Raw genomic sequence first — 21,339 nt, forward strand, 5'->3', positions numbered from 1 at the left:
TATTTGCTGGCTTAGTAATCTAAGTCAAAAATAGCTAACGCAGCATACATCGCTTTAAAACCCGCCCTAAAGGGAACGACTGGGGCACCCCACTTCTTCGTTGCGCCAATTCAGAAGGTGGTCGACATTCAGTCATTGACACGCCTTGAATTGGAGCGCCCCAGTCGTTCTGAAACGCGCATCTTGAGGGAGTATGGGTATAGTGCCATAAAATTTGGCACATTTAAGTTTTATACATCGACTAAAACAAACAAACCGCATCGAAGTGCGGTTTGTAAAATATTGAACTATACGTGGGGTTTACTATGAATTAAGTTTGGCTTTTATTTTGCCACTTAATTGCCCCATATCAGCACGGCCCTGGATTTTAGGTTTCAGCCAAGACATGACTTTACCCATATCCTGCATACTCAACGCACCTGATTCCGCCATCGCTTGCACAATCAAAACATCAAGTTCTTCTTCGCTAAGAGCTTTGGGCATGAAATCGTTTAAAATAACGATTTCTGCTAGTTCGATATCAAGTAAATCTTGACGACCCGCAGTCTCATATTGACTTGCTGCATCTTTTCGTTGCTTTACCATCTTGATTAATATCGCAAGCACACCATCGTCATTCAAAGCAATATAATCGGGATCAATACGCCCATCGATTTCATGTTGCTTTACGGCAGATAAAGCCATGCGAATAGTACCAAGACGTATTTTGTCTTTTGCACGCATAGCATCTTTTTGTGCATTTTTTAAATCATCTAATAAGGACATGGAATGACTCGGTAAAAACGGAAAAAGGATGTGTGATAAAACGACTTAAAGCGCGTGGTTCTTAACTACAAACAACGCGCTTCAGAAGAGATTTAGTATAATCTGATGCGACGAGCGTTTTCGCGAGACAACTTCTTTAAAAGACGTTTCTTAGCGGCAGCTTTCTTACGCTTACGTTCCCAAGTAGGTTTTTCAAAAAATTCGCGACGACGAACTTCAGAAAGTACACCTGCTTTTTCACATGAACGTTTAAAACGACGCAATGCAACATCAAAAGGTTCGTTTTCTCTTACTTTAACGATTGGCATTAAACTCTTACCTCAAAAATAAAAACTATATCGTGCCGGTACAATGAATAGCCAGCTCGGTTAAAAATGGTGCGGAATTCTAATCATATCCTCAAAGGATGTAAAGTCTTGATAGCCTAAATACCAGATTAATTCCAACAAATGTCATATTAAATTGGAGGTTTGACTGCTAATCAGTAGAATACCGTTAGTTTAAAGTATTTTTGTTAGAAATTAAATATGCGTGTATTAGGTATTGAGACCTCTTGTGATGAGACAGGTGTGGCAATTTATGATGACCAACAAGGGTTATTGTCTCACCAATTATATAGCCAAGTGAAATTACATGCTGATTATGGTGGTGTTGTTCCCGAACTTGCTTCTAGAGATCATGTTCGAAAGTTGGTTCCTTTAATTAAAAAATCTTTGCAAGAGGCGAATTGTATCGCTAAAGATATAGATGGAATCGCTTTCACCAAAGGCCCCGGTTTGGTTGGGGCTTTGTTAGTGGGCTCATCAGTGGCGCGCAGTTTGGCTTATGCGTGGAACAAACCAGCTGTTGGTGTGCACCATATGGAAGGGCACTTGCTTGCTCCTATGTTAGACGAGCCTGCACCTGAATTTCCTTTTGTGGCACTTTTGGTTTCAGGCGGTCATTCGATGATGGTGAAAGTTGCAGGCATTGGTCAATACCAAGTCTTGGGTGAATCGGTAGACGATGCAGCTGGTGAGGCCTTCGACAAAACGGCAAAGTTACTCGGTTTAGATTACCCCGGAGGGCCTTTACTGGCTAAATTAGCCGAAAAAGGTGAGGCAGGTCACTATAAATTTCCACGGCCCATGACCCTCAAACCAGGCTTAGATTTCAGTTTTAGTGGCTTAAAAACCTTCGCTGCGAATACCATTCGAGCTTCCGATGGTTCAGATCAAACACGGGCAAATATCGCTTACGCCTTTCAAGAAGCAGTAGTCGATACCTTAGCCATTAAATGCAAACGTGCTTTAAAACACACTAATTTAAAACGTTTAGTTATTGCAGGTGGCGTGAGCGCCAATAAACAATTACGTGAAGACCTTGCCACTATGATGAAAAGTATCAAAGGTGAAGTGTTTTACCCTCGTCTGGAGTTTTGTACCGACAACGGTGCCATGATTGCCTACGCGGGTTTACAACGACTAAAAGCTGGCGAAATTGAAGGTTTGTCTACCAAGGCTAGACCTCGTTGGTCGTTGGAGGAGTTAGCGCGGATTTAACGCTTCATATTTTAACATCACTCTTCTTGGATATTTTACTTTCTTGTCCACGTAGCAGCCGAATCATATTATCTTTGTGACGCAGCACAATTAACACGCTTAATATGCCGACTGGTAAGGTGTATTCTGGTTTTAACAACCAGGTAAATAACGGCGCTAGGCTTACAGATACAATGGCAGCCAGAGAAGAATAGCCAGTTAATCGAACCATTATTCCCCAAACAACAATTAATATTGCTGCCAAGTCTAAACCCAGAGGTAAAATTGCGCCAAATGCTGTGGCTACGGCTTTGCCTCCAGAAAACCCGAAGAACAAAGGGTACATATGGCCTAAACATGCCATCACAGCCACAAAGGCCAAATTAATAGGCTCTAATCCTAAGTAATAACTAGCCCAAACCGGCACTGTGCCTTTTAGTACATCAAACACTAACACTAAAGCCGCTGGAAGTTTTCCGCCTATGCGCAAAACATTAGTGGCACCTGGGTTACCAGAACCCTGTTCTCTGGGGTCGCCTAAGCTAAATAATCGGCACACCAAAATGGCACTGGAAATAGAACCCAGTAAATAGGCCGAAGCAAAAATTAATATTGTTAGTGCTGTCATGTACTTGTTTTAAGAATGAGTTACAATTTGGCAGAATATACCAAACACCAATAAAATGCAGCGCGGATCACCAATGAATAAAATTCATATTGAAGGACTTGAGGTCTTAGCGTTGATTGGCGTTTATGACTGGGAGAGAGAACATCAACAACGATTAATCGTTGATGTTGAACTCAGTGCCGACCTTTCTGAGGCGGCTGAAACAGATGATGTAAACAATACGCTGAATTATGCCCAAATAGCTCAAGGCATTAGCGACTTTGCTGCAACAAGCCAATTTAAACTGATTGAGGCCTTAGCAAGCCATATGGTGGACTGGTTGCTGCAATCTTTTCCAAAGCTTAAAACAGTGCGCCTAAAGTTGAGTAAGCCTGATATTCTTGCGAATGCTAAAAATGTTGCGGTTGAATTTACTAAGGAACAAACTTTTTGAGTCTTGACATCAAACAATCACATATTATCTATATCAGTGTTGGTAGCAATGTCGATAAAGAAAAACACACTAAAGCTGGATTACAGGGCATGTATCATGCATTTGGTGAGTTGACACTTTCCTCTGTTTTTGAAAGTGAATCAGTGGGATTTGAAGGCAATAATTTTTATAATTTAGTGATTAAAACCAGCACTACGTTATCCATTGCACAGGTATGCTCGGTTCTTAAACGAATCGAACAAGACAACAAGCGTCAGCGTGGTGAGCAAAAGTTTGCTCCCAGAACTCTCGATTTAGATTTGTTACTATACGATTACCAGGTGACGTCTCAGCCCATAGAATTGCCTCGTCCAGAGGTGCTTTATAATGCATTTGTGTTAAAACCTTTAGCTGAGATTGCCGCTGATGAAGTGCATCCAATAGTCAATAAAAACTACGCTAACCTTTGGCAAGCATATGACAAAAGCCAACAAAAACTGTGGGCGATTAATTTTAACTGGAGTCCAACGGTCACATGACATTATTTGAAATTATTATCTTGGCGATTATTCAAGGGTTGACTGAATTTTTACCTATATCCAGCTCGGCTCACTTGATTTTACCTTCCGAGGTATTGGGCTGGAACGATCAAGGTCTAGCTTACGACGTAGCTGTGCATGTGGGTAGCCTACTAGCGGTTATGATCTACTTTCGTGAAGATATCTGGCGTTTAACTGGCGCTTGGTTTAGCCATGGCCTTAGTGCAAGTCAAACCCAAGATAGTCGTTTGGCTTGGTGGGTTATTATTGGCACTATTCCCGCAGTAATGTTTGGATTTGCTTTTAAAGACCTGATAGAAATATACGCTCGGTCAGCCTTAGTCATTGCTATTACCACCATCGGTTTTGGTTTATTACTCTGGTATGCGGATAGCAAGGCCACCCAAGTTAAAACAGTGCATCAAATCACCTGGAAAAATGCAGTTTTTATTGGTCTTGCACAAGCAATCGCAATTATCCCCGGTACTTCACGATCGGGTATCACCATGACAGCTGGCTTGATGATTGGTTTAGATAGAGAAAGTGCTGCGCGTTTTTCATTTTTATTATCTATACCAGTAATACTGGGTGCAGGATTACTGGCAACTCTAGACCTGTTGGAAACTCCCAACGCAGTGGATTGGCACGCTTTGTTGTTTGGAGCTGTATTCTCATTTGTTAGTGCCTATGCGTGTATTTACTTATTTCTAGCGTGGATTTCCAAAATTGGTATGTTGCCATTTGTGATCTATAGGTTGATTTTAGGTACAGCACTATTATTATTCGTCTTTATTTAATAAGGAAAAAGGTATGAGCGAAACCGTTAGCGAAACTATTTTTACAAAAATTATTAATAAAGAAATTCCAGCTGACATTCTTTATGAAGATGAATTAGCTTTGGCATTTAGTGATATTAATCCCCAAGCTCCAATTCACTTTTTGGTGATCCCTAAAAAGCCGATCACCACTATTAATGATATTGAAGAAGACGATAAAGTGTTAGTTGGGCATTTGTATTGGGTGGCGGCACAATTAGCTGAAAAACATGGCTTTGCCCAAGAGGGTTATAGAGCTGTGATGAACTGTAACGAAAACGGTGGGCAAACTGTGTATCACCTTCATTTACACGTATTGGCAGGTAAAGCTATGGGTTGGCCGCCCTATCAAGACAAGCTTAAAACACTTTGATACATCACGTATTGAGCTGCTAATAAGCTCAATACGTAGCAGATATCGTGTGTGACTAAAGTCCTAGTACCTTAATCCCTTGTTTAAAATCTATATCTACTGGAATATCAGCAGCCGTTAACTTATCGAGGTCTTGTTGTAATTGTGCTTTGATGATGCCCTTGTCTACCACTAACTTCGCAACACCGTCATAATCCCCATCACCTTGTAGTGTCAGTATCTTATTTGACAGCGCATCAATAGCTTCAGCCATATTCAACATATCGACTTGATACAAACCGTCTTCATTTCTACTAAATGCTTGGTATTCCTGAAAAAAGTTAAATCTGATCATGTTGGCTTTGCCATGGGCACTGGATGCGCCAAAACGCACAGAACGGAAGATACCCGCCATAAAAGTCACATAATAGTCTTCTAACATACCCTCATCAATTACACCTTTGGCTAATAACTGTTGAACCATATACACCCCTAAAATATCAGCTTTACCTTCTTCTAGTGCTGATGCATATTCTTTTAAAGCCTGCCTGACCGTTTGATCACTGTCTAATACTGTTTTGATACCCAGTCCATGGGCGACTTCATGAAACATGGTATTAGCGAAAAAAGCATTGAAGGTAATGTGTTGACGCTGCTGGGGCACAATTAATTGCTTCGAAATAGGCAACAAGATGTTGTCGAATTTAGCTTGCATAGCATTCTTGAGTTGTAACCTGCGAGTGCCTTTTTTAAGTTGTACTTCTTCGTCGTTAGGTAAATTGATGGCAATTGTTTTACTACCAGCGTTGGAATGACCAGCGTAATAAATCACATCATAGGCATTTAAATCAGCATTTGCGCCGGGCATTTGGGCTTTATATTTAGCCTCAACGGGTAAGCCTTGTTGTAGCTCAGGTAAGAAAGAGGCATATTTACTGAGTCGTTCGCTCCACGCTAAATCCTTCAACAATACATAAGACTCAAATGCTGCTCGATAACCAAACAGCTGATCCTCATAGGTTTCAATTGGACCATAAACCAACTCGATAGGATTGGTTTTCATATCCATCCAAGCATAATCAGAAGCTTGGTAATTATCGGTTAACAACGCTTCGGCCCGTAACCTTAGGTAATCAGCAAATTTATTATCTTCTGCTAAAGTGGCCGCCTTTGTTAACAGTTGTGAAGCGCTTTTTAATTCTTTTGCGAAGTAAATAGAGTATGGAATAGCCGTTAACTTCCCGTTTTCATCTCTGCGTACCATAGAATACAAACCATCTTTGTCTGCAAAGTCACTGGTTTCAAATTCTTCCTTGGTCATGTCTGTGGGATAAAACTGTGCGCCTAATTTTTTTTCATGTGTATCTGAAATAAAAGCCAGATCTCCGTTCAATCTGTCCCAGGGGCCATAGTTAATTTCAACGAAATTTTGCACTTTGGAGTCATCAATCTGAGATAAAAATGTCTGCTTATCTTGGTCAAATGCCTGTTGCCAGAATAAGTCGTCCATAATGACTGATGCTTCAATCAAAACAGCTAACATTTGTTTCTGGTTAGCACTTAGATGACTTAAGTCTGCAGACAAGGTCACAGGGAAATAAATATTGAGCCTGTTTTCGTCGACCCCAATCAGAGATAACTTTGCTTTTTTATCAATGGATATGTCTGAGGCTTGCTGTATCTGAGTATTCTCATTTACTGGCTTATTACAAGATGAAACCATAGTCGTACAAACAACTAATGCAATTGCTGAGATGTATGATTTTGAAAGAATTTTCATTACGTCTTCCTTTTTATTGTGGTATTGCGCTATTTACCTTTATTCAATAGAAATATAACAAATTTTTAGCTTGAAATGCGTTTATCATCTCTAGAAACCATAAAAAAGTGTGCTAGCATTTATCATTATTTTTTTTCAGCTGTTTCATTGCTGAAATGCTTAGACTCACCCCAGATCTCGATTTGTTTTGACAGGATATAGGTAAAAATATGGCTACAGAAAACGCGCTTCTCACTATTTTGGTAGAAAAAATTAATAACGACACCTTGGTTCTACCAACATTACCTGCCGTTGCATTGAAGGTTAGGAGAGCGGCTGACGATCCAGACATCAATTTAAGTGCAATGGCTGATGTTGTTAGCCAAGATCCATCTTTAAGTGCACGTATGGTAAAAATATCTAATAGTGCATATTTAGGCAGAGCTGTAAAAGTGACCTCGATACAGCAGGCTGTGACTCGTATTGGATTACGCCAAATTAAAAATATTGCAACTGCTTTGGCGATGGAACAGTTGTTTGTTTCCAAAAATGAAATTGTAAAAGAATATATGTCGCGTATTTGGGTCGATACTATTGAAATTGTGGCAAGCTCTATGGCGGTATTGCAAATACATACTAAGCAAACCAAAAACCGCACCCTTAATCTTGACTCCATGATGTTGGCTGCGTTGGTGCATAATATTGGGGTGTTACCAATCTTAACCGAGGCTGAGCGCCATGCGGATGTATTTGCTAATCCCACATTCTTAGATGTGGTATTAGAAAAATTAGCGGGTAAAATTGGCACCAGTATCATGACTGAGTGGGGCTTTGAGCCAGAGTTTGTGGATGTTACCCAAAACTGGAAAGATTTGTCTGTGACTTCTGATGCTGTTTCTTACTTAGACTTGGTTAGACTGGGTTCTGCGCTTTGTGGAAAGTTTGAAAGTCATAAAGAAGACATTTTTAACGCGGCTGTAGAGAAAGGTATTATTGATGATTTGTCTGCGGTACTGTCTGATGAATTTGACGAACTACGTAATAATGCCAAGCAAATTTTCCAATAAGGTTAAAAAAAGCTTCGAGTTACTAGCTTCGAGCCCGCGAGCTTAAAGAACAAAAGTTTAAAGATAAGGAAAAGTATTTGCTTTTCCTTATTAATCTAGAATTATTATGCTCGAAGCTCGCTTATTCCGTTAACTCACTTTTTCATCGTCTAAGTTAAATATTTCTTTCAGACGTTTAGCGAAACGCACCACTTCTCCCGACATTAGCGCAAAGTTTGCATCTAATCGAGCTAACATCTGATCCTTAGGTATGTCGTCGTTCTGTTCTCTTATCACATCGGTGAACTTTAAGCGTTTGATGCTTAAGTCTTCCTGAATAATGGCCGTGAGGGTTTCATTCCACTCAACAGCAATTTTTTGGACTGACTTTCCTGCTTCCAAATGATGTTTGATTTCTTCGCTGTATAAATCTTGGTTTTTGCAACGAATAATGGCACCGTCTTCTTCCAATGCTTTTAATTCTGCTTCTTCTAATACACTAATATCTGTTGGCGCTGAGTCATCTTTTAACCATGAGGTTAAATCAGCCTGCACCGTATGTCTTGCTAAAGGCACAACAGGTAACGAGCCAATGGCTTTTCGTAACATGGCTAAGAAAGCTTCAGCTTTGCCGTCTGCAGAAGAATCTACTACGACTAAATTATCTTTGGTAGAGATGAAGCCGTGCGTATAGCTATTTTTGGTGAACGCTTGGGGCAACAAACGATGAATTATTTCTTGCTTCATATCCTGCTGGGCTTTTTTGCCTACAGGAGAGCCTGTTTCGGTTTCAATTAACGCAACTTTGTCTGCGAGTTCTGCATTCACAACCACAGCTGGCAAAATACGTTCTTGTTTCTTTAGCGTTAACCAAATCCTACCCGCTGTTGCGTGGATTAACGTTTCTCCTTGATTAAAGGGAGAAGCCCAACCCATAGTGGCTAATTCTTGGCTACCACACGGGCGAAATTTGAATTCAGCAAGTTTGTCCTCAAAGTCTTGTTCTTTGAAATCCATGTCTTGGGTAATTGCATAAAGCTTTAGGTTTTTAAACCACATAAAATAATCCGCTAAGAGTTAGGGGCTGTTTATCTTTCGAATTTAAGTGTTGCTCAATCTAAAGCAATACTGCTGCTTGGATTGCGAAAAATATAAAGCGCCTTGGCGCACAACTGCGCTATTAAAAATGGCCGTAGAGACTATCAGGAAACAACCTTGGCTACTATGTGAAAAGGACATAAATATGCCTAAATAGTTTTTGTCTAAACGGGGATAGTAATTTTGTATTGTAGACCTTGGCCAGGTTGGCTAAATGCTTCTATATGACCCCCAAGTGTTTGGGTCACTAAGTTGTACATAATATGAGTCCCTAAGCCGCTTCCTCCTTGACCCCTTCGAGTAGTAAAAAATGCGTCGAAATGGCGTGTAAGTGTTGCCTCATCAAGACCTCTTCCATCGTCAGAATAGTTAATGATAAGGTTGTTGTCATGCTCCGAGATCTCGAGTTTAATCGCTCCTTTGAGTTTATCTTCGAAGCCATGGATCAGAGAATTCATAATCATATTGGTTAATATTTGTGCCAACACCCCAGGTGCACATTTGATCGATAAATCGTCTGGACAATGAATATCAATAGTATGCTGAGTCTTTTTGAAGTTAGGTGCTAAAGATTGTACGACTTCCGTTAAATACTCACTGACATTGATTTCTCTTTCTGCTTCACTCGTTTGGTCCACAGCTACTTGTTTAAAACTTGAAATAAGATCAGAAGCACGATTTAAATTGTTGGTGAGTAACGTGATAGTTTGTTGGGCTTCAGACAAAAACGACGTCATGGTATTGCCTGTTAGCTTTTTATCATCGTAGGCGCTTTGAAGTTTTTGTACTCTGTCTTGCAAAAAACTGGTTGCTGTAACACTGACACCTAAAGGTGTATTAACGTCATGGGCTATGCCCGCTACTAAGCCACCCAGTGAAGCCATTCTTTCTGATTCAACCAATTGATCTTTCGCCATTTGAATGGTTTCCATCGATGTGGCTAACTCTGTATTTCGTTTGCGAAGTTCATCTTCGATAAATTGACGATTTTCGTTTTCTTGGCGAAGTTCACGTTGATTAATTAATAACTCATCCTTTTGTTGTTCCAAGTCCAACATAATTCTGCTCAGTGTGGCTGTTTTTTTAGCCACCTCTTCTTCTAAGGAGATATTCTGATCATCTAATCTCAGATTGGCTTGTTGTAACTCATTTTGGGTGCCTGCAAGCTTGGATTGAAATTCAATCATTTCATCGATTAATTTATTGTAAGACGTTTCCAGCACTTTTAATTCATTGTCTTCATCAATGCTCAAATCCAGCTTAGAGGATTCAGGGTCGTCTAAGTTGAAATCGGTAATTTGTTGGGTTAATTCATTCAGCGGATTTGTCAGCATAGTGCGAAATGCACTCATAAATAAAAATACTAAAAACGCCGTTTTAACGATGGCATTGCCAATCAAGAAAAATATTCCGACTTCTATTCTACTAAAGATAATGGCTGAGCTTGAATATAACGTGACATCACCGACCAATGAAGTTCGACCGGAGAATTCGAATATCAAAGGAAAACTATAGCCAAAAGTTCCCCCTGGGTGATCCCTCACAACACCTTTAGTAATAGATTCACCGACTAATTTAGACGTACGTCCCAAATCGGCAATATAATGACTGTTTTCATCTCGAATTTGCACGCCTTCAACTATGGGTAATTCCATCAAACCTACCGCAATAGATTTTGCTTGAGGGGTATTGAGCTCCCAAATAGCGCGAGTCAAACTGGTGCTAAAGGTGTTTTTTAAGGTTTTAAGCTCACCTTCAATATGACTTTTAGCGTTTAAATATTCGGTGAAAATCTGACCTGCAGTCACTATTAGAGTTAGAACGAAATAAACTGACAGCACTCTGGCTAGAAGCTTTCTGGATAACCCTTGTTTGACTTTTGACATCAAAATTCATATTTCCTTAAATTTAAACAGCTCAAAGAGAGTATGCGGAATAAAAAAAATAAACAAGATGTCTAGGGAGCTGTTTACCTGACAAGTTCAAAATTTGTTTACCTTCAGTTCGCCCCGGGGCGACCGTTTTGATCTATAAGGGAGATGCGAAGCATGGTCATCTATGCAAATGCCGAGTGACATAGACCAGAACGGTTGCCGCCATGGCTAAACCGCTTTACACTTCGCTGTATCCTATATTCTTCGGTGGAATGGGTAGATATCTGATTGAGTAACAAAGTGTTTTAGAAGTATAAATGCAGACTAAAATGCTTATCGTAATAAAAATGTCACACAAAATATGAATAATCTAGCGAGTTGTTGCTCTAGCAAGGAATATAAAAAATGGTAAAACGTATTTTACTGGTGGAAGACGAAGCTCCCATCCGCGACATGTTGAAGTTTGTACTTGAACAATCAGGTTATGAAACCGTTGAGGCTGAAGATTATCAAATAGCGTTAGACAAAATAGTAGAGCCTTTTCCAGATTTGATTTTATTAGACTGGATGTTGCCAGGTGGCACGGGTGTACAACTAGCAAAAAAACTCAAGCAACATGAATACGCTCGAGACATTCCAATCATTATGTTAACTGCCAGAGGCGAAGAAGAAGACAAAATAAGAGGTTTGGAAGCCGGTGCGGATGATTATGTGACTAAACCTTTTTCACCAAAAGAATTGGTGGCAAGAGTCAAGGCCGTGATCAGACGTGTATCACCCACATCCAGCGAAGATGCCATTGATTATCAAGGTTTGAAACTCGATCCTCTTTCTCATCGCGTGACATCTAACGAGACGCCCATTGATATGGGGCCAACTGAGTTCAAACTTTTACACTTTTTTATGACACATTCTGAGAGAGTCTATAGCCGGGAACAGCTGTTGGACAATGTTTGGGGTACTAACGTTTATGTGGAAGATAGAACGGTAGATGTGCATATTAGAAGGCTACGTAAAGCCTTGGCTGAGTTTTCACACGATAATATGATCCAAACCGTACGTGGTGCAGGTTATCGTTTTTCCAGCAAAATTTAATAAATGCAGCCAACTCCTAGTTTTCAGACAAAGCATAGTTCTCAGAAGTAGCAATATTTTTAATCCATTAAAATAGGAATATAGCACCCAGATGTATCACCCATTTCCTTGGTTGCGAAGCATTGCAAGAGTCATTGTTTTTCTGGCATCTTGTACGTTACTTGGCTTATATATTAATCAGTTAGTGCTAACTTTGTTGGTGGGGACTTTTGGGCTGCTTGGATTGCATTACTGGCGACTTTATAGGCTTAACTATTGGTTATGGCACAGTAAAAAGATTTCTCCTCCTACTGCCCGTGGTATTTGGTCCCACATTTACCAAGGGATTTATGGCGCTAATTTAAAAAATCGTAATAAGCGTAAGTCTTTAGGTGAGATTATTCGTCGTTTTCGGCAAGGATCAGAAGCACTGCCCGACGCAGCACTCGTAGTTGATAATTCTTCTGAGATAATCTGGTGTAATCGCTTGGCAAGAATCGAATTGGGTTTACGTTGGCCCGAAGATATGGGGCGGAAAGTATATGACTGCATTAATGATGAGCAGTTTATTACGTTCTATCAGGCTAATCGTTTTCAGCAACCGATAGAAATTATTTCGCCGATTAATCCCAATAAAGTATTAGAATTTAGAGTCGTGCCTTACGAAGATGATCATTTGATGTTCCTAATTCGTGATGTCACGCGTCTGACCCAAATTGAAAAAATGCGCAAAGATTTTGTAGCCAATGTTTCCCATGAGTTGAAAACACCTTTAACGGTGATCAATGGGTATTTGGAGATGTTGCCAGAAAATGGCGATCTACCTGCGCCAATGATGCAAAAAGCTATATCTGAAATGCGCTCTCAATCTATTCGTATGCAAAGCTTAATTGAAGAGTTGTTGGTGTTGTCACGCATTGAAGCAAGCACTGAAAGAGCCTTCGAAAAACGGGTGAATGTACCTCAATTGTTGTGGCAAATTCATGCTGAAGCAGAAGCACTGAATCGTAAAAGATTGCATAAAATATTTTTTGATATATCGCCAATTTTATACGTCTACGGTATCGAATCTGAATTGCGTAGCGCGTTTTCTAATCTCATTTTCAACGCCATCAAATACACACCTAATAATGGTGTGATTGAAGTACGATGGTCCCTAGAAGGTGATCAGGCCAAGTTTAGTGTTAGAGATAATGGAGATGGTATCGCAGCAGAGCATATCGACCGTCTTACAGAACGTTTCTATCGTGTAGACAAAGCAAGATCGCGAACAACTGGAGGCTCTGGTCTAGGGTTGGCTATCGTCAAACATGTTTTATCCCACCACAACTCCCGATTGGCAATTAAAAGCGATATCGGTAAGGGAAGCGAGTTCTCCTGTCGCTTTTCCACCGAACTGACACTCTTAATGGATCAAAAAACCACAAAAAGCGCTGTGTTATAAATTACTATCCATATACCCACCTAACGTTTGCTCTAATCTAGTGTTTTTCTAGTCATTAATGACTTTTGTCATATGCATCTTGTGACTTTCAGCCTATTTGTTTTTTCTGAATATATGTAATGATCCGTCCTATTACATATGCACTTTTTACTAAATGGCTTTTGTCTACTATGTCATTGATTTATCAAAAGCCGAGCTGATTATTCTCGGCTTTTTCTTGTTTGTAAGTGTACTGCCACTTGGCGCTGAAGACGAATTTGCTGCTCAAGGTATTTATGCCCAATATAGCTACATCGATCCGGATCAAAGTTAAAAACAGCCAACTACCGTTTCACCGATATAAGTCTGTACTTCAGAGCCAAACACTATGCTATGTTTCGCACCATCAGCATCCACATTTCTAAAGAGCGGTAAAAACAAAAGATAAGAGATATTTAACCACCGAGGAAAATGAGGACACAGAGGTAAAGAAACATTAAGTTTTTTGGGCACAAAGGACACACCGTTTACCACAAATAGAGGGTAAGGCGCCTCAGGCAATCGCAAAAAGCTATCAAGCTGAATATCACGGGCTGACTTAACAGATGATTATCATTGGCTTAGAGACGAGGGGTATCCAGAAGTAAACGATAAACCAGTGCAGGATATGTCGCCAAAGGTAACATATCCATTGAAGGTGGCAGTGCCGGTGGTGAACTAATGGGCGCCGTGGTTTTAATCAAGCTCCCGAGTTATGGCGTTCAGTTAACCTAGCAGTACCTTTGTGGACGTACTCAATACTATGCTCGATGCTACCCTACCTTTAACACAGCCCGAGTGGGGGGAGTGGGGTAATCCTTTAATCAGCAAAGAAATATTTGAGTTCATTCAAAGCTATTCACCATACGACAATATTCAAGCCAAAGAATACCCTCCAATGTTGGTAACCGGCGGGCTAAATGATCCACGAGTCTCCTATTGGGAGCCAGCAAAATGGACAGCAAAAATGCGAGCCACCAAAACAGACAATAATTTATTGGTGATGCGGATCAATATGGGGGCAGGGCATTTCTCGAATACTGGCAGGTATGGACGTTTAAAAGATTATGCTGAGGAGTATGCCTTTACTCTGATTGCCCATGGCATAGAGCAGTAAAAGTAAAAGTAAAAGATAAAAAGATTTTGAACCGCAGAGGAAAAGCAAAAGGCAGGAGTGGCTTGGCCGAAAATGACCTGCTCTCATTTAAAATTAATAGGCGTTTTTATTTCGAAAACCGTTAAAAACGGTTTTTAAAATAATTTTGATATCAAGCCATACTGTCCAACGGTGAATATACTCTAGGTCATATTCAACACGTTTAACCATCTTGTTTATCGTTTCAGTTTCACCACGCAAACCGTTAACTTGAGCTAACCCAGTAATTCCTGGGCGCACCTTATGGCGTAGCATATAGCCTTCAACTAATTTTCGATATTGTTCATTATGCGCAACTGCATGGGGTCTGGGCCCGACAATTGACATATTTCCATGCATCACATTAATAAATTGTGGAAGTTCATCGAGTGATGTTTTTCTAAGAAACGCGCCTAGAGGGGTTATTCTTGCATCATTTTTAGTCGCTTGTTTTACTACATCGCCATTGTCCATTGAAGTCATGGAGCGAAATTTGTAAATGGTGATTTTTTTACCGTCCAATCCGTAACGGTTTTGTTTGAAAATAACCGGCCCAGGTGAAGTAAATTTAACTGCTGCACTAATAATGAGCATAGGTATGGCAATCAACGTTAGGATTAAAATTGACAAAACTACGTCTTCTAGTCGTTTAAGCAGCTCACTACCGCCCTGAAAAGGCGTGTCATAAACACTTAGAGTTTGAATAGACCCAACATTCTGCCAACGTGCATTAATCAAGTTATACATAAAGAAATTGGGAATAAGATAAACACTTGCAGTAGTATCACTACATAAATGTAAAATATGTGATATGCGTTTTTCTGCGCTCATAGGTAGCGCAATATAAACATAATCAATCTCGCCATTTTTGGCTTTATTGATTGCGTCTTCAATGTTACCGGCAATTTGATTAGAAAATTCATGGGGTATTCTATCGATGGTTCGATCATCATAGATCCCAGAAAATATAATGCCTAGTCTTTCATTATCAATAATTTGGTTTGACAGGCTATAGCCTGATGCTGTGGCCCCAATAACGATGGCTTTTCGGGAATTGTGACCCTGACGTCGATGATGAAAAAGTATTTGCCTGAATACTATTCGCCAACTTGTTAAAGCAACGACCGAGATAATCAACCAACTAATTACAATAAAATTATCTAAGTGAACTAAGCCGGGAAATAAATAAGCAAAGGTGCTAGTAACAAAAGTAGAAATCATCCAGCCAATTGTTACGCTTTTAATCATTAGAGTGGTCGAGGCAGTTCGCCATGAACGATACAAGTCTAGAGCTTCTGCACAAAGATTGTAAGAAACGATATTAACAAAAAGTAGTACCATGACTTCTGAGTCAATTTTTTTATCTAAAATAATTAACAAAGTAAATAATACCGCAGTGATTAATAGCATATCTACCAATCGGTAAAGGGTGGAAAAACTGCTCTTGTTGCTTTGAATGATACCTTTATTGCTCATACTTAATAACTTTTCAGTACCCATTACAACTAAACTCCTTATCAATACTACGCAATTAATGCTCCAAAAACTACGATATTTCTTTAATCCAAAAACTTATTATAAAAGTTCATATAATTCACAAATGCAAAAGTAGCAATCAGAGTCTTAAGCAAATTTTATTCCAGATATTATTGTGTGCGTATTTATGATATATAGAGTGTGAGTAGATGAGTATTTCCATATTTTATCAAAGGTTAACATGCTAATTTTTGAGCAATTCTAAACTTATTAATTGTTTTAAAAATGAAGTTTTAATGAATTCGCTCAACACAAGAATGATAAAAGCGTTTCGATAAGATATGATAAGCACCGAAATTGCACTACTTTAGGGCGTAAGATTATTAATTGCAGTTTAAAGAATTTCAATTCAAGGTGGAATACTTTATGACAACTGCAACACCTTGATTGAATAAGATAAATTGTTTGACAGGATGGATGGCTAAATTAAATTAGTGGCATGAAAATAGCTGTGTCACAATCGAATGCACCAAAAATAAAGAACCATGAAAATTGTGCCCTAAAGGTAATCGATTTTTTAATTCAGAATTATTTAAAATATATAACCGAATAGTAATGTCGAGGCAATGGAATGGGTAGGTTAAGAAATACAATTTTGATCTGCGCAAGTGTAAGCACTTTTATAGGTGTTTCAGCACAGGCTCAAGAAAAAGCAAGTATGCCTGTTGGCACATTTGAGTTGACACCGACATTAAATGTGTCGCTTTCTAAAGACAGTAACGTGACGCGTGTAAGCGACAACAAGGTTGACAGCTGGGTAACAGTTTTAAATCCAAAGCTTGAATTAGGTAAGCAAATTGGTAATAACAGTCTTGGCTTTGGAGTCAGTGCTACTAAAGGTATTTATAATTCAAGCGACACCGACAACTATGACGATTATCGCATATTTACCAATGGTGAAGTAGAGTTTGATCGCCGTAACCGTCTTTCAGGTTCAATTGTTCATTTATCAGGCCATGACGCCAGAGGAACATCTTACACTCTCGGTGCTGGTGAATTGTTGGATGGCCCAGACAAATTCACTACCAATACATTGGACGCAACATACTCATATGGCGCCTTAACAGCAAATGCTAATATCGATGTAGATATGCGATTAATAGACATCGACTATGACAATGATGTGGTTGTCTCAAATCCGAATAGACTGAGAGACCGAAAGGAGAACTCCTTAGGTTCAACTTTTTATTACAGCATTTCACCCATAACCGATTTATTGCTAGAAGGTAATTATTTAATTACTGACTATTCAGGCAACATTGAAAACATCGCGTCACTAGATAGTAAAACAAAATCATTACTGGCCGGTGCTAGATGGGAGACAACCGCTGTTACATCCGGGTTTGCAAAGATAGGTTATCAAAAACGCGACTTCGACGTGGCAAGTCGTGCTGGTTTCTCCGGGCTAAAGTGGGATTTGGGGGTTGCTTGGAGTCCAATTGAACGCGCCATATTCGACTTTTCAACCGCAAGTGACACACGAGAAACCAATGGTCAGGGCAATTATATTCGCCGAAAAGATTATGTAGCCAATTGGCGACATGAGTGGCTTGATCGTTTTAACACAGTCGCTAGCTTTAGTTATTCAGATGATAGCTATGAAGGTGATACGGTTCCCAGGAACGATAAAATCAAAGAATTCAAAGTTGCGGCTGATTACCGATTTAGACGTTGGTTAACCCTGGTTACAGCAGTCAGTTACTTCGATAGAAATAGTGATAGCACAACTGTTTTCGATTACAATCGAAGCTTGGTGAGTTTTACTGTAAAAATTTCGTTATAAAAAGGTGTTGAATTAAGTGAAATTGAAAATTTGGAGTCTAATGCTTTGCTGTGTATTCAGCTCAGCTATTTTTTCGCAAACAATTAGTTTAAGTCAATATCGTTTGGGCTTAGGTGACGTAATTAAAATCTCTGTTTTTGGTCAAATCGATTTATCTCTTACAACAAGAGTACCGGCCATGGGAGTGATAAATTATCCGTTTTTGGGTGATATTCAAGTTGTTGGCATAACAGCTTCTGAGCTTGAATCTAATATTTATAAAGGCTTAAAAGGCGATTATTTAGTTGAACCGTCTATTTCAGTCACAATAGAAGAATATCGTCCCTTCTTTATTGATGGTGAAGTTAAAAAATCTGGGGGCTATCCTTATCAGCCAGGTTTATCAGTGGACAAGGCTGCTGCGCTCGCTGGAGGTTATACAGAAAGAGCCTCGCGCACTAAAATTATGATCAGACGTGATATCTCAGGTGTGCAAAAGCTGATTGAAGCTCTGCCAACCGATACCGTTTTACCCGGTGACATCATCACAATCAAACAAAGCTTCTTTTAGGCAGGGATGTAACATTTAGTGAATACTCAAAACAATGTTGGACAAATAGAAGCTAAGTTGCTTGAAAATGAAACCATCGATATAGGTCAGTACTGGAATATCGTCATGCAGTTCAAATGGCGAATCATCAGTTTGTCGGTTTTTATAACGATCCTTGTAGCTTTAATCGTTATGTCAATTACCCCAAGGTATATCGCCACAGCAAAACTATTAATTGAATCAAATGAAGCGAAAGTGTTATCGATTCAAGAAGTTTATGGTCTTGATGCAAGTCGTAAAGAGTATTTTCAAACCCAATACGAAATTCTACGATCTCGTAAAGTAGCTGAAAATGTGGTTAAAAAATTAAATCTTGTTGAACAGCCGAGCTTTAATTCTGAATTGGCTGATGTCAGTCCATTAGATAAGTTGAAAGCAAGTATAAGAGACCAACTTACGAGTCGTTTGCCCTTTTTACCTCAAAAAACTCCGGTAGTTTATACCCCCGAACAGTTGCAGGTATCTAAGCAAAATTATGCGGTGGCAAAAGTAGCGAAAAATTTAGTAATTTCACCTATTACGAATACCCAGATTGTTAACATCTCTTTCGAAAATGAAGACCCAGAGTTAGCAGCACTAATTGCAAATACTGTTGGTGATGTATACATCGAAAGCTATCTGCAAGCGCGCTTTGATATGACCGAGAAAGCTACGACCTGGTTAAATGAAAGTATAGATGGTCTGCGTGTTAAATTAACGACTTCTGAAAAGCAACTGTCTGATTTTTACGAAGCTGAGCAATTAGTTAATATCGACGGTGTAGTAGGTTTAGCAAAAGATGAATTACAAAAGCTGAGTCAGCAATTATTAGAGGCGCAAGCTAGTCTTAAACAAAATGAATTTATTTATAAACAAGTTGTAGAAAGCGGTGCCAATCTTGCTGAACTTTCTGCGCTAAACGAAGTGATCAATCATCCTTCGGTAGTATCTGTTAAACGAGCAGAAGTATCGTCTCAAAGCCGTACGTTTGAATTAAGTAAAGTTTACGGCCCAAAACACCCTAAAATGATTGCCGCTTTGGCAGAATTAGAGTCTATACAGGCCAGTTTAGCAAACCAGATAAAAGTGTTGATTTCGGGCATAACGGTAGACTTTAGCAATGCCGGTGAAAATGTTGCGGTTTTAAAAAATGACGTTGAACAGGCAAAACAACGTTTCCGTGAATTAACTATCCTAGATAATCGTAGCAAAACCCTGCAGCGAGAAGTGCTTATCAATCAACAGTTGTATAGTTCGTTTTTTACGCGTTTAAAAGAGACAAACGAGTTAGGTGGTTTTGAATCGGCTAACGCAAGGTTAATGGATGTTGCTAAAAAACCAGGCAATCCAGCCAAACCTGAAAAGGGTTTGATTATTGCTGCTGCTTTCATTCTCAGTATTGGCTTAGGGGTGTTTTTGGCCATTGCCATGGATGCGTTAAATAGCGGCATTCGTTCTTTAGATGATGTTGAACGTAAATTATCACAACGCATGTTAGGTCTTATTCCGTGGGAAGCTCATAAGAAAAAACAGAACATTCCATTACGTCACTTCTATGATTCTAAACATCACACTTTTAGTGAATCAGTGCGAACCTTAAGAACAAGTTTACAGTTATTGAATATTGATAAACCATCAAAAACTATTTTAGTCGCATCCAGTGTACCCAAAGAGGGTAAAACTATCGTTACTATTAATTTAGGTTTTGCTTTAGGCCAATTACATAAAGTACTGATTGTTGATACTGACTTACGCAGACCAACCTTGGGCAAACTATTTGACTTACCTGGTTTTCAACCTGGTATAGCCAACTTGATTGCAGGAACTCACAAGTTAGATGAATGTATAGTGCATGATGAATATTCTGGCGTTGATCTTATCTGCGCAGGCACGGTACCAAATAACCCTCAAGAGCTATTGGCTTCAGAACAGTTTAAGAAAATCATGAAGGGTTTTACCACAATGTATGATTACATTATTGTGGATAGTGCACCTATTCAAGCCGTCAGCGATGCCGTTGTGGTATCTAATGTCTGTGATTCTATTATTTATGTAGTGAAGTCTGATAGTACAAGCCATAAAATGATAAAAAGTGGTTTAAGCCGCTTCATCAGCTTAGGCCACAGAGTCGACGGTATTATTTTGAATCAAGTTGATTTGAAAAAAGCGAAAAAGCAGGGTGAATATGCCGGCTTTTATGACCAATATGGTTACAACAACTACCAAAGTGACACTAAAAAAGCTTGATAGACCTACACAATCATATACTGCCAGGTATTGATGACGGCTCTAAATCCCTTGCAACATCCCTGCAAATGGCCGAGCAAGCTTTAGAGTGTGGTGTAACACATATAGTGTGTACACCACATATACATCAGGGCTATTTTGATAATACTCAAGATAAAATAGTTGAAGCTACCAAAGCCTTCTCACAGCATTTAATCGCAGCAGGTTGCCAACTTAAAGTAGCCAGTGCTGCAGAGCTGCGGATCTGCCCTGAAATAATGTCGTGGTATAGCAACAATACGCTGCCATATATTGGAATGTGGCAAAGTAAGCATGTGATTTTACTTGAGCTGCCTCATAGCCATGTACCTGCAGGCACCGATAACCTTATTCGCTGGTTGTTAAATAATAATGTACAACCGCTAATAGCTCACCCTGAGCGCAATAGGGATATATTGGCCGACTATCGTAAATTTGAAATGTTAAAGCGTTGCGGCTGTATATTTCAATTAACGGCAGGTTCAGTCATTGGCCGTTTTTCAGCGCCAATTAAAACATTATCTCTGAAAATGTTGAGTGAAAAATCAATTTGTGTCATCGCCTCAGATTCACATGGCTTGGAACGAAGGCCCAATGATATGGGGCAGTGCCGTGAGTTTTTGCAAAATGAAATCGATGACCAATATGTAACAACGTTAGTTGAGACAAATCCAACAAAAATAACCCAAACCTTAAGCTGGATGTAAC

At 39.5% G+C, this 21,339-nt stretch carries 21 protein-coding genes and 1 pseudogene; 14 read left to right on the forward strand and 8 right to left on the reverse strand.

Annotated elements, in window-relative coordinates; all coding sequences use genetic code 11:
- Positions 1-303: 303 nt before the first annotated feature.
- Together CXF95_RS12730 and rpsU are read right to left on the reverse strand one after the other, a co-directional pair.
- Positions 304-765 carry a GatB/YqeY domain-containing protein gene (locus CXF95_RS12730; RefSeq protein WP_101199041.1) on the reverse strand — a complete coding sequence of 154 codons (462 nt, stop codon included), beginning with the start codon at positions 763-765 and terminating at the stop codon, positions 304-306.
- A gap of 92 nt (positions 766-857) precedes the next feature.
- Entirely contained in the window at positions 858-1,073 is a 216-nt protein-coding gene (gene rpsU / locus CXF95_RS12735; protein WP_006991319.1) for a 30S ribosomal protein S21, read from the reverse strand.
- 219 nt (positions 1,074-1,292) lie between these two features.
- Between rpsU and tsaD the strand changes: the two genes are divergently transcribed.
- Complete coding sequence (tsaD, locus tag CXF95_RS12740; protein WP_101199042.1) at positions 1,293-2,306, forward strand: tRNA (adenosine(37)-N6)-threonylcarbamoyltransferase complex transferase subunit TsaD; 1,014 nt, start codon at positions 1,293-1,295, stop codon at positions 2,304-2,306.
- Positions 2,307-2,310: 4 nt separating this feature from the next.
- Here the strand turns inward: tsaD and plsY are convergent, their stop codons facing one another.
- Positions 2,311-2,913, reverse strand: a complete 603-nt coding sequence (plsY, locus tag CXF95_RS12745) for a glycerol-3-phosphate 1-O-acyltransferase PlsY (RefSeq protein WP_101199043.1) — start codon at positions 2,911-2,913, stop codon at positions 2,311-2,313.
- A gap of 73 nt (positions 2,914-2,986) precedes the next feature.
- Here plsY and folB point away from each other — a divergent pair, with 73 nt between their 5' ends.
- The 4 genes from folB to CXF95_RS12765 are packed head-to-tail and all read left to right on the forward strand — an operon-like array spanning position 2,987 to position 5,052.
- Positions 2,987-3,346 carry a dihydroneopterin aldolase gene (gene folB / locus CXF95_RS12750; RefSeq protein ID WP_101199044.1) on the forward strand — a complete coding sequence of 120 codons (360 nt, stop codon included), beginning with the start codon at positions 2,987-2,989 and terminating at the stop codon, positions 3,344-3,346.
- A complete protein-coding gene (gene folK / locus CXF95_RS12755; RefSeq protein WP_101199045.1) occupies positions 3,343-3,864 on the forward strand; it encodes a 2-amino-4-hydroxy-6-hydroxymethyldihydropteridine diphosphokinase in 522 nt (173 codons plus the stop codon). Before folB ends, folK begins: the two co-directional genes overlap by 4 nt.
- Positions 3,861-4,661 carry an undecaprenyl-diphosphate phosphatase gene (locus CXF95_RS12760; protein WP_101199046.1) on the forward strand — a complete coding sequence of 267 codons (801 nt, stop codon included), beginning with the start codon at positions 3,861-3,863 and terminating at the stop codon, positions 4,659-4,661. Before folK ends, CXF95_RS12760 begins: the two co-directional genes overlap by 4 nt.
- Positions 4,662-4,674: 13 nt before the next feature.
- Positions 4,675-5,052 carry a histidine triad nucleotide-binding protein gene (locus tag CXF95_RS12765; protein ID WP_101199047.1) on the forward strand — a complete coding sequence of 126 codons (378 nt, stop codon included), beginning with the start codon at positions 4,675-4,677 and terminating at the stop codon, positions 5,050-5,052.
- A 55-nt stretch (positions 5,053-5,107) separates the two neighbouring features.
- Here CXF95_RS12765 and CXF95_RS12770 read toward each other — a convergent pair whose 3' ends face one another.
- Positions 5,108-6,811 (reverse strand): Zn-dependent hydrolase, encoded by a 1,704-nt coding sequence (locus tag CXF95_RS12770; RefSeq protein ID WP_101199048.1) that lies wholly within the window; start codon positions 6,809-6,811, stop codon positions 5,108-5,110.
- Between the two features lie 209 nt (positions 6,812-7,020).
- Between CXF95_RS12770 and CXF95_RS12775 the strand changes: the two genes are divergently transcribed.
- Positions 7,021-7,857: an HDOD domain-containing protein gene (locus CXF95_RS12775; protein WP_101199049.1), complete on the forward strand. Its 837-nt coding sequence runs from the start codon at positions 7,021-7,023 to the stop codon at positions 7,855-7,857.
- 129 nt (positions 7,858-7,986) lie between these two features.
- On the opposite strand, the gene rdgC is transcribed toward CXF95_RS12775, so the two are convergent.
- Positions 7,987-8,895: a recombination-associated protein RdgC gene (rdgC, locus tag CXF95_RS12780; protein ID WP_101199050.1), complete on the reverse strand. Its 909-nt coding sequence runs from the start codon at positions 8,893-8,895 to the stop codon at positions 7,987-7,989.
- A 203-nt stretch (positions 8,896-9,098) separates the two neighbouring features.
- Positions 9,099-10,820 (reverse strand): ATP-binding protein, encoded by a 1,722-nt coding sequence (locus CXF95_RS12785; protein ID WP_101199051.1) that lies wholly within the window; start codon positions 10,818-10,820, stop codon positions 9,099-9,101.
- A 393-nt stretch (positions 10,821-11,213) separates the two neighbouring features.
- On the opposite strand from CXF95_RS12785, the gene phoB reads away from it, so the two are divergent.
- From phoB to CXF95_RS29605, 3 genes are all read left to right on the forward strand, one after another.
- On the forward strand, positions 11,214-11,903 hold the full coding sequence (phoB, locus tag CXF95_RS12790; RefSeq protein WP_101199052.1) for a phosphate regulon transcriptional regulator PhoB: 690 nt from the start codon (positions 11,214-11,216) through the stop codon (positions 11,901-11,903).
- A 91-nt stretch (positions 11,904-11,994) separates the two neighbouring features.
- Positions 11,995-13,326: a phosphate regulon sensor histidine kinase PhoR gene (gene phoR, locus CXF95_RS12795; protein ID WP_101199053.1), complete on the forward strand. Its 1,332-nt coding sequence runs from the start codon at positions 11,995-11,997 to the stop codon at positions 13,324-13,326.
- Positions 13,327-13,480: 154 nt separating this feature from the next.
- Complete coding sequence (locus tag CXF95_RS29605; protein ID WP_157828141.1) at positions 13,481-13,639, forward strand: hypothetical protein; 159 nt, start codon at positions 13,481-13,483, stop codon at positions 13,637-13,639.
- Here the strand turns inward: CXF95_RS29605 and CXF95_RS12800 are convergent.
- Positions 13,636-13,818, reverse strand: a complete 183-nt coding sequence (locus CXF95_RS12800; protein ID WP_157828142.1) for a hypothetical protein — start codon at positions 13,816-13,818, stop codon at positions 13,636-13,638. The genes CXF95_RS29605 and CXF95_RS12800 overlap by 4 nt on opposite strands.
- 150 nt (positions 13,819-13,968) lie before the next feature.
- Here CXF95_RS12800 and CXF95_RS12805 point away from each other — a divergent pair.
- Positions 13,969-14,461 (forward strand): annotated as a pseudogene (locus tag CXF95_RS12805) (prolyl oligopeptidase family serine peptidase); the annotation flags it as partial.
- A 93-nt stretch (positions 14,462-14,554) separates the two neighbouring features.
- Here the strand turns inward: CXF95_RS12805 and CXF95_RS12810 are convergent.
- Positions 14,555-15,955, reverse strand: coding sequence for an undecaprenyl-phosphate glucose phosphotransferase (locus tag CXF95_RS12810; protein ID WP_101199297.1), 1,401 nt, complete (start codon positions 15,953-15,955; stop codon positions 14,555-14,557).
- Between the two features lie 631 nt (positions 15,956-16,586).
- Here CXF95_RS12810 and CXF95_RS12815 point away from each other — a divergent pair.
- Genes CXF95_RS12815 through CXF95_RS12830 form a run of 4 tightly spaced genes read left to right on the forward strand, consistent with a single transcriptional unit; the run spans position 16,587 to position 21,338 of the window.
- On the forward strand, positions 16,587-17,798 hold the full coding sequence (locus CXF95_RS12815; protein ID WP_101199055.1) for an outer membrane beta-barrel protein: 1,212 nt from the start codon (positions 16,587-16,589) through the stop codon (positions 17,796-17,798).
- 40 nt (positions 17,799-17,838) lie between these two features.
- Positions 17,839-18,348 carry a polysaccharide biosynthesis/export family protein gene (locus CXF95_RS12820; RefSeq protein ID WP_101199056.1) on the forward strand — a complete coding sequence of 170 codons (510 nt, stop codon included), beginning with the start codon at positions 17,839-17,841 and terminating at the stop codon, positions 18,346-18,348.
- A gap of 18 nt (positions 18,349-18,366) precedes the next feature.
- Positions 18,367-20,613 (forward strand): polysaccharide biosynthesis tyrosine autokinase, encoded by a 2,247-nt coding sequence (locus tag CXF95_RS12825; protein WP_101199057.1) that lies wholly within the window; start codon positions 18,367-18,369, stop codon positions 20,611-20,613.
- Positions 20,610-21,338, forward strand: a complete 729-nt coding sequence (locus CXF95_RS12830; RefSeq protein ID WP_101199058.1) for a tyrosine-protein phosphatase — start codon at positions 20,610-20,612, stop codon at positions 21,336-21,338. The genes CXF95_RS12825 and CXF95_RS12830 overlap by 4 nt, the downstream gene beginning before the upstream one ends.
- Position 21,339: the final 1 nt, after the last annotated feature.

The sequence above is a fragment of the Paraglaciecola sp. MB-3u-78 genome, from assembly GCF_002835935.1.
Lineage (GTDB): Bacteria > Pseudomonadota > Gammaproteobacteria > Enterobacterales > Alteromonadaceae > Paraglaciecola.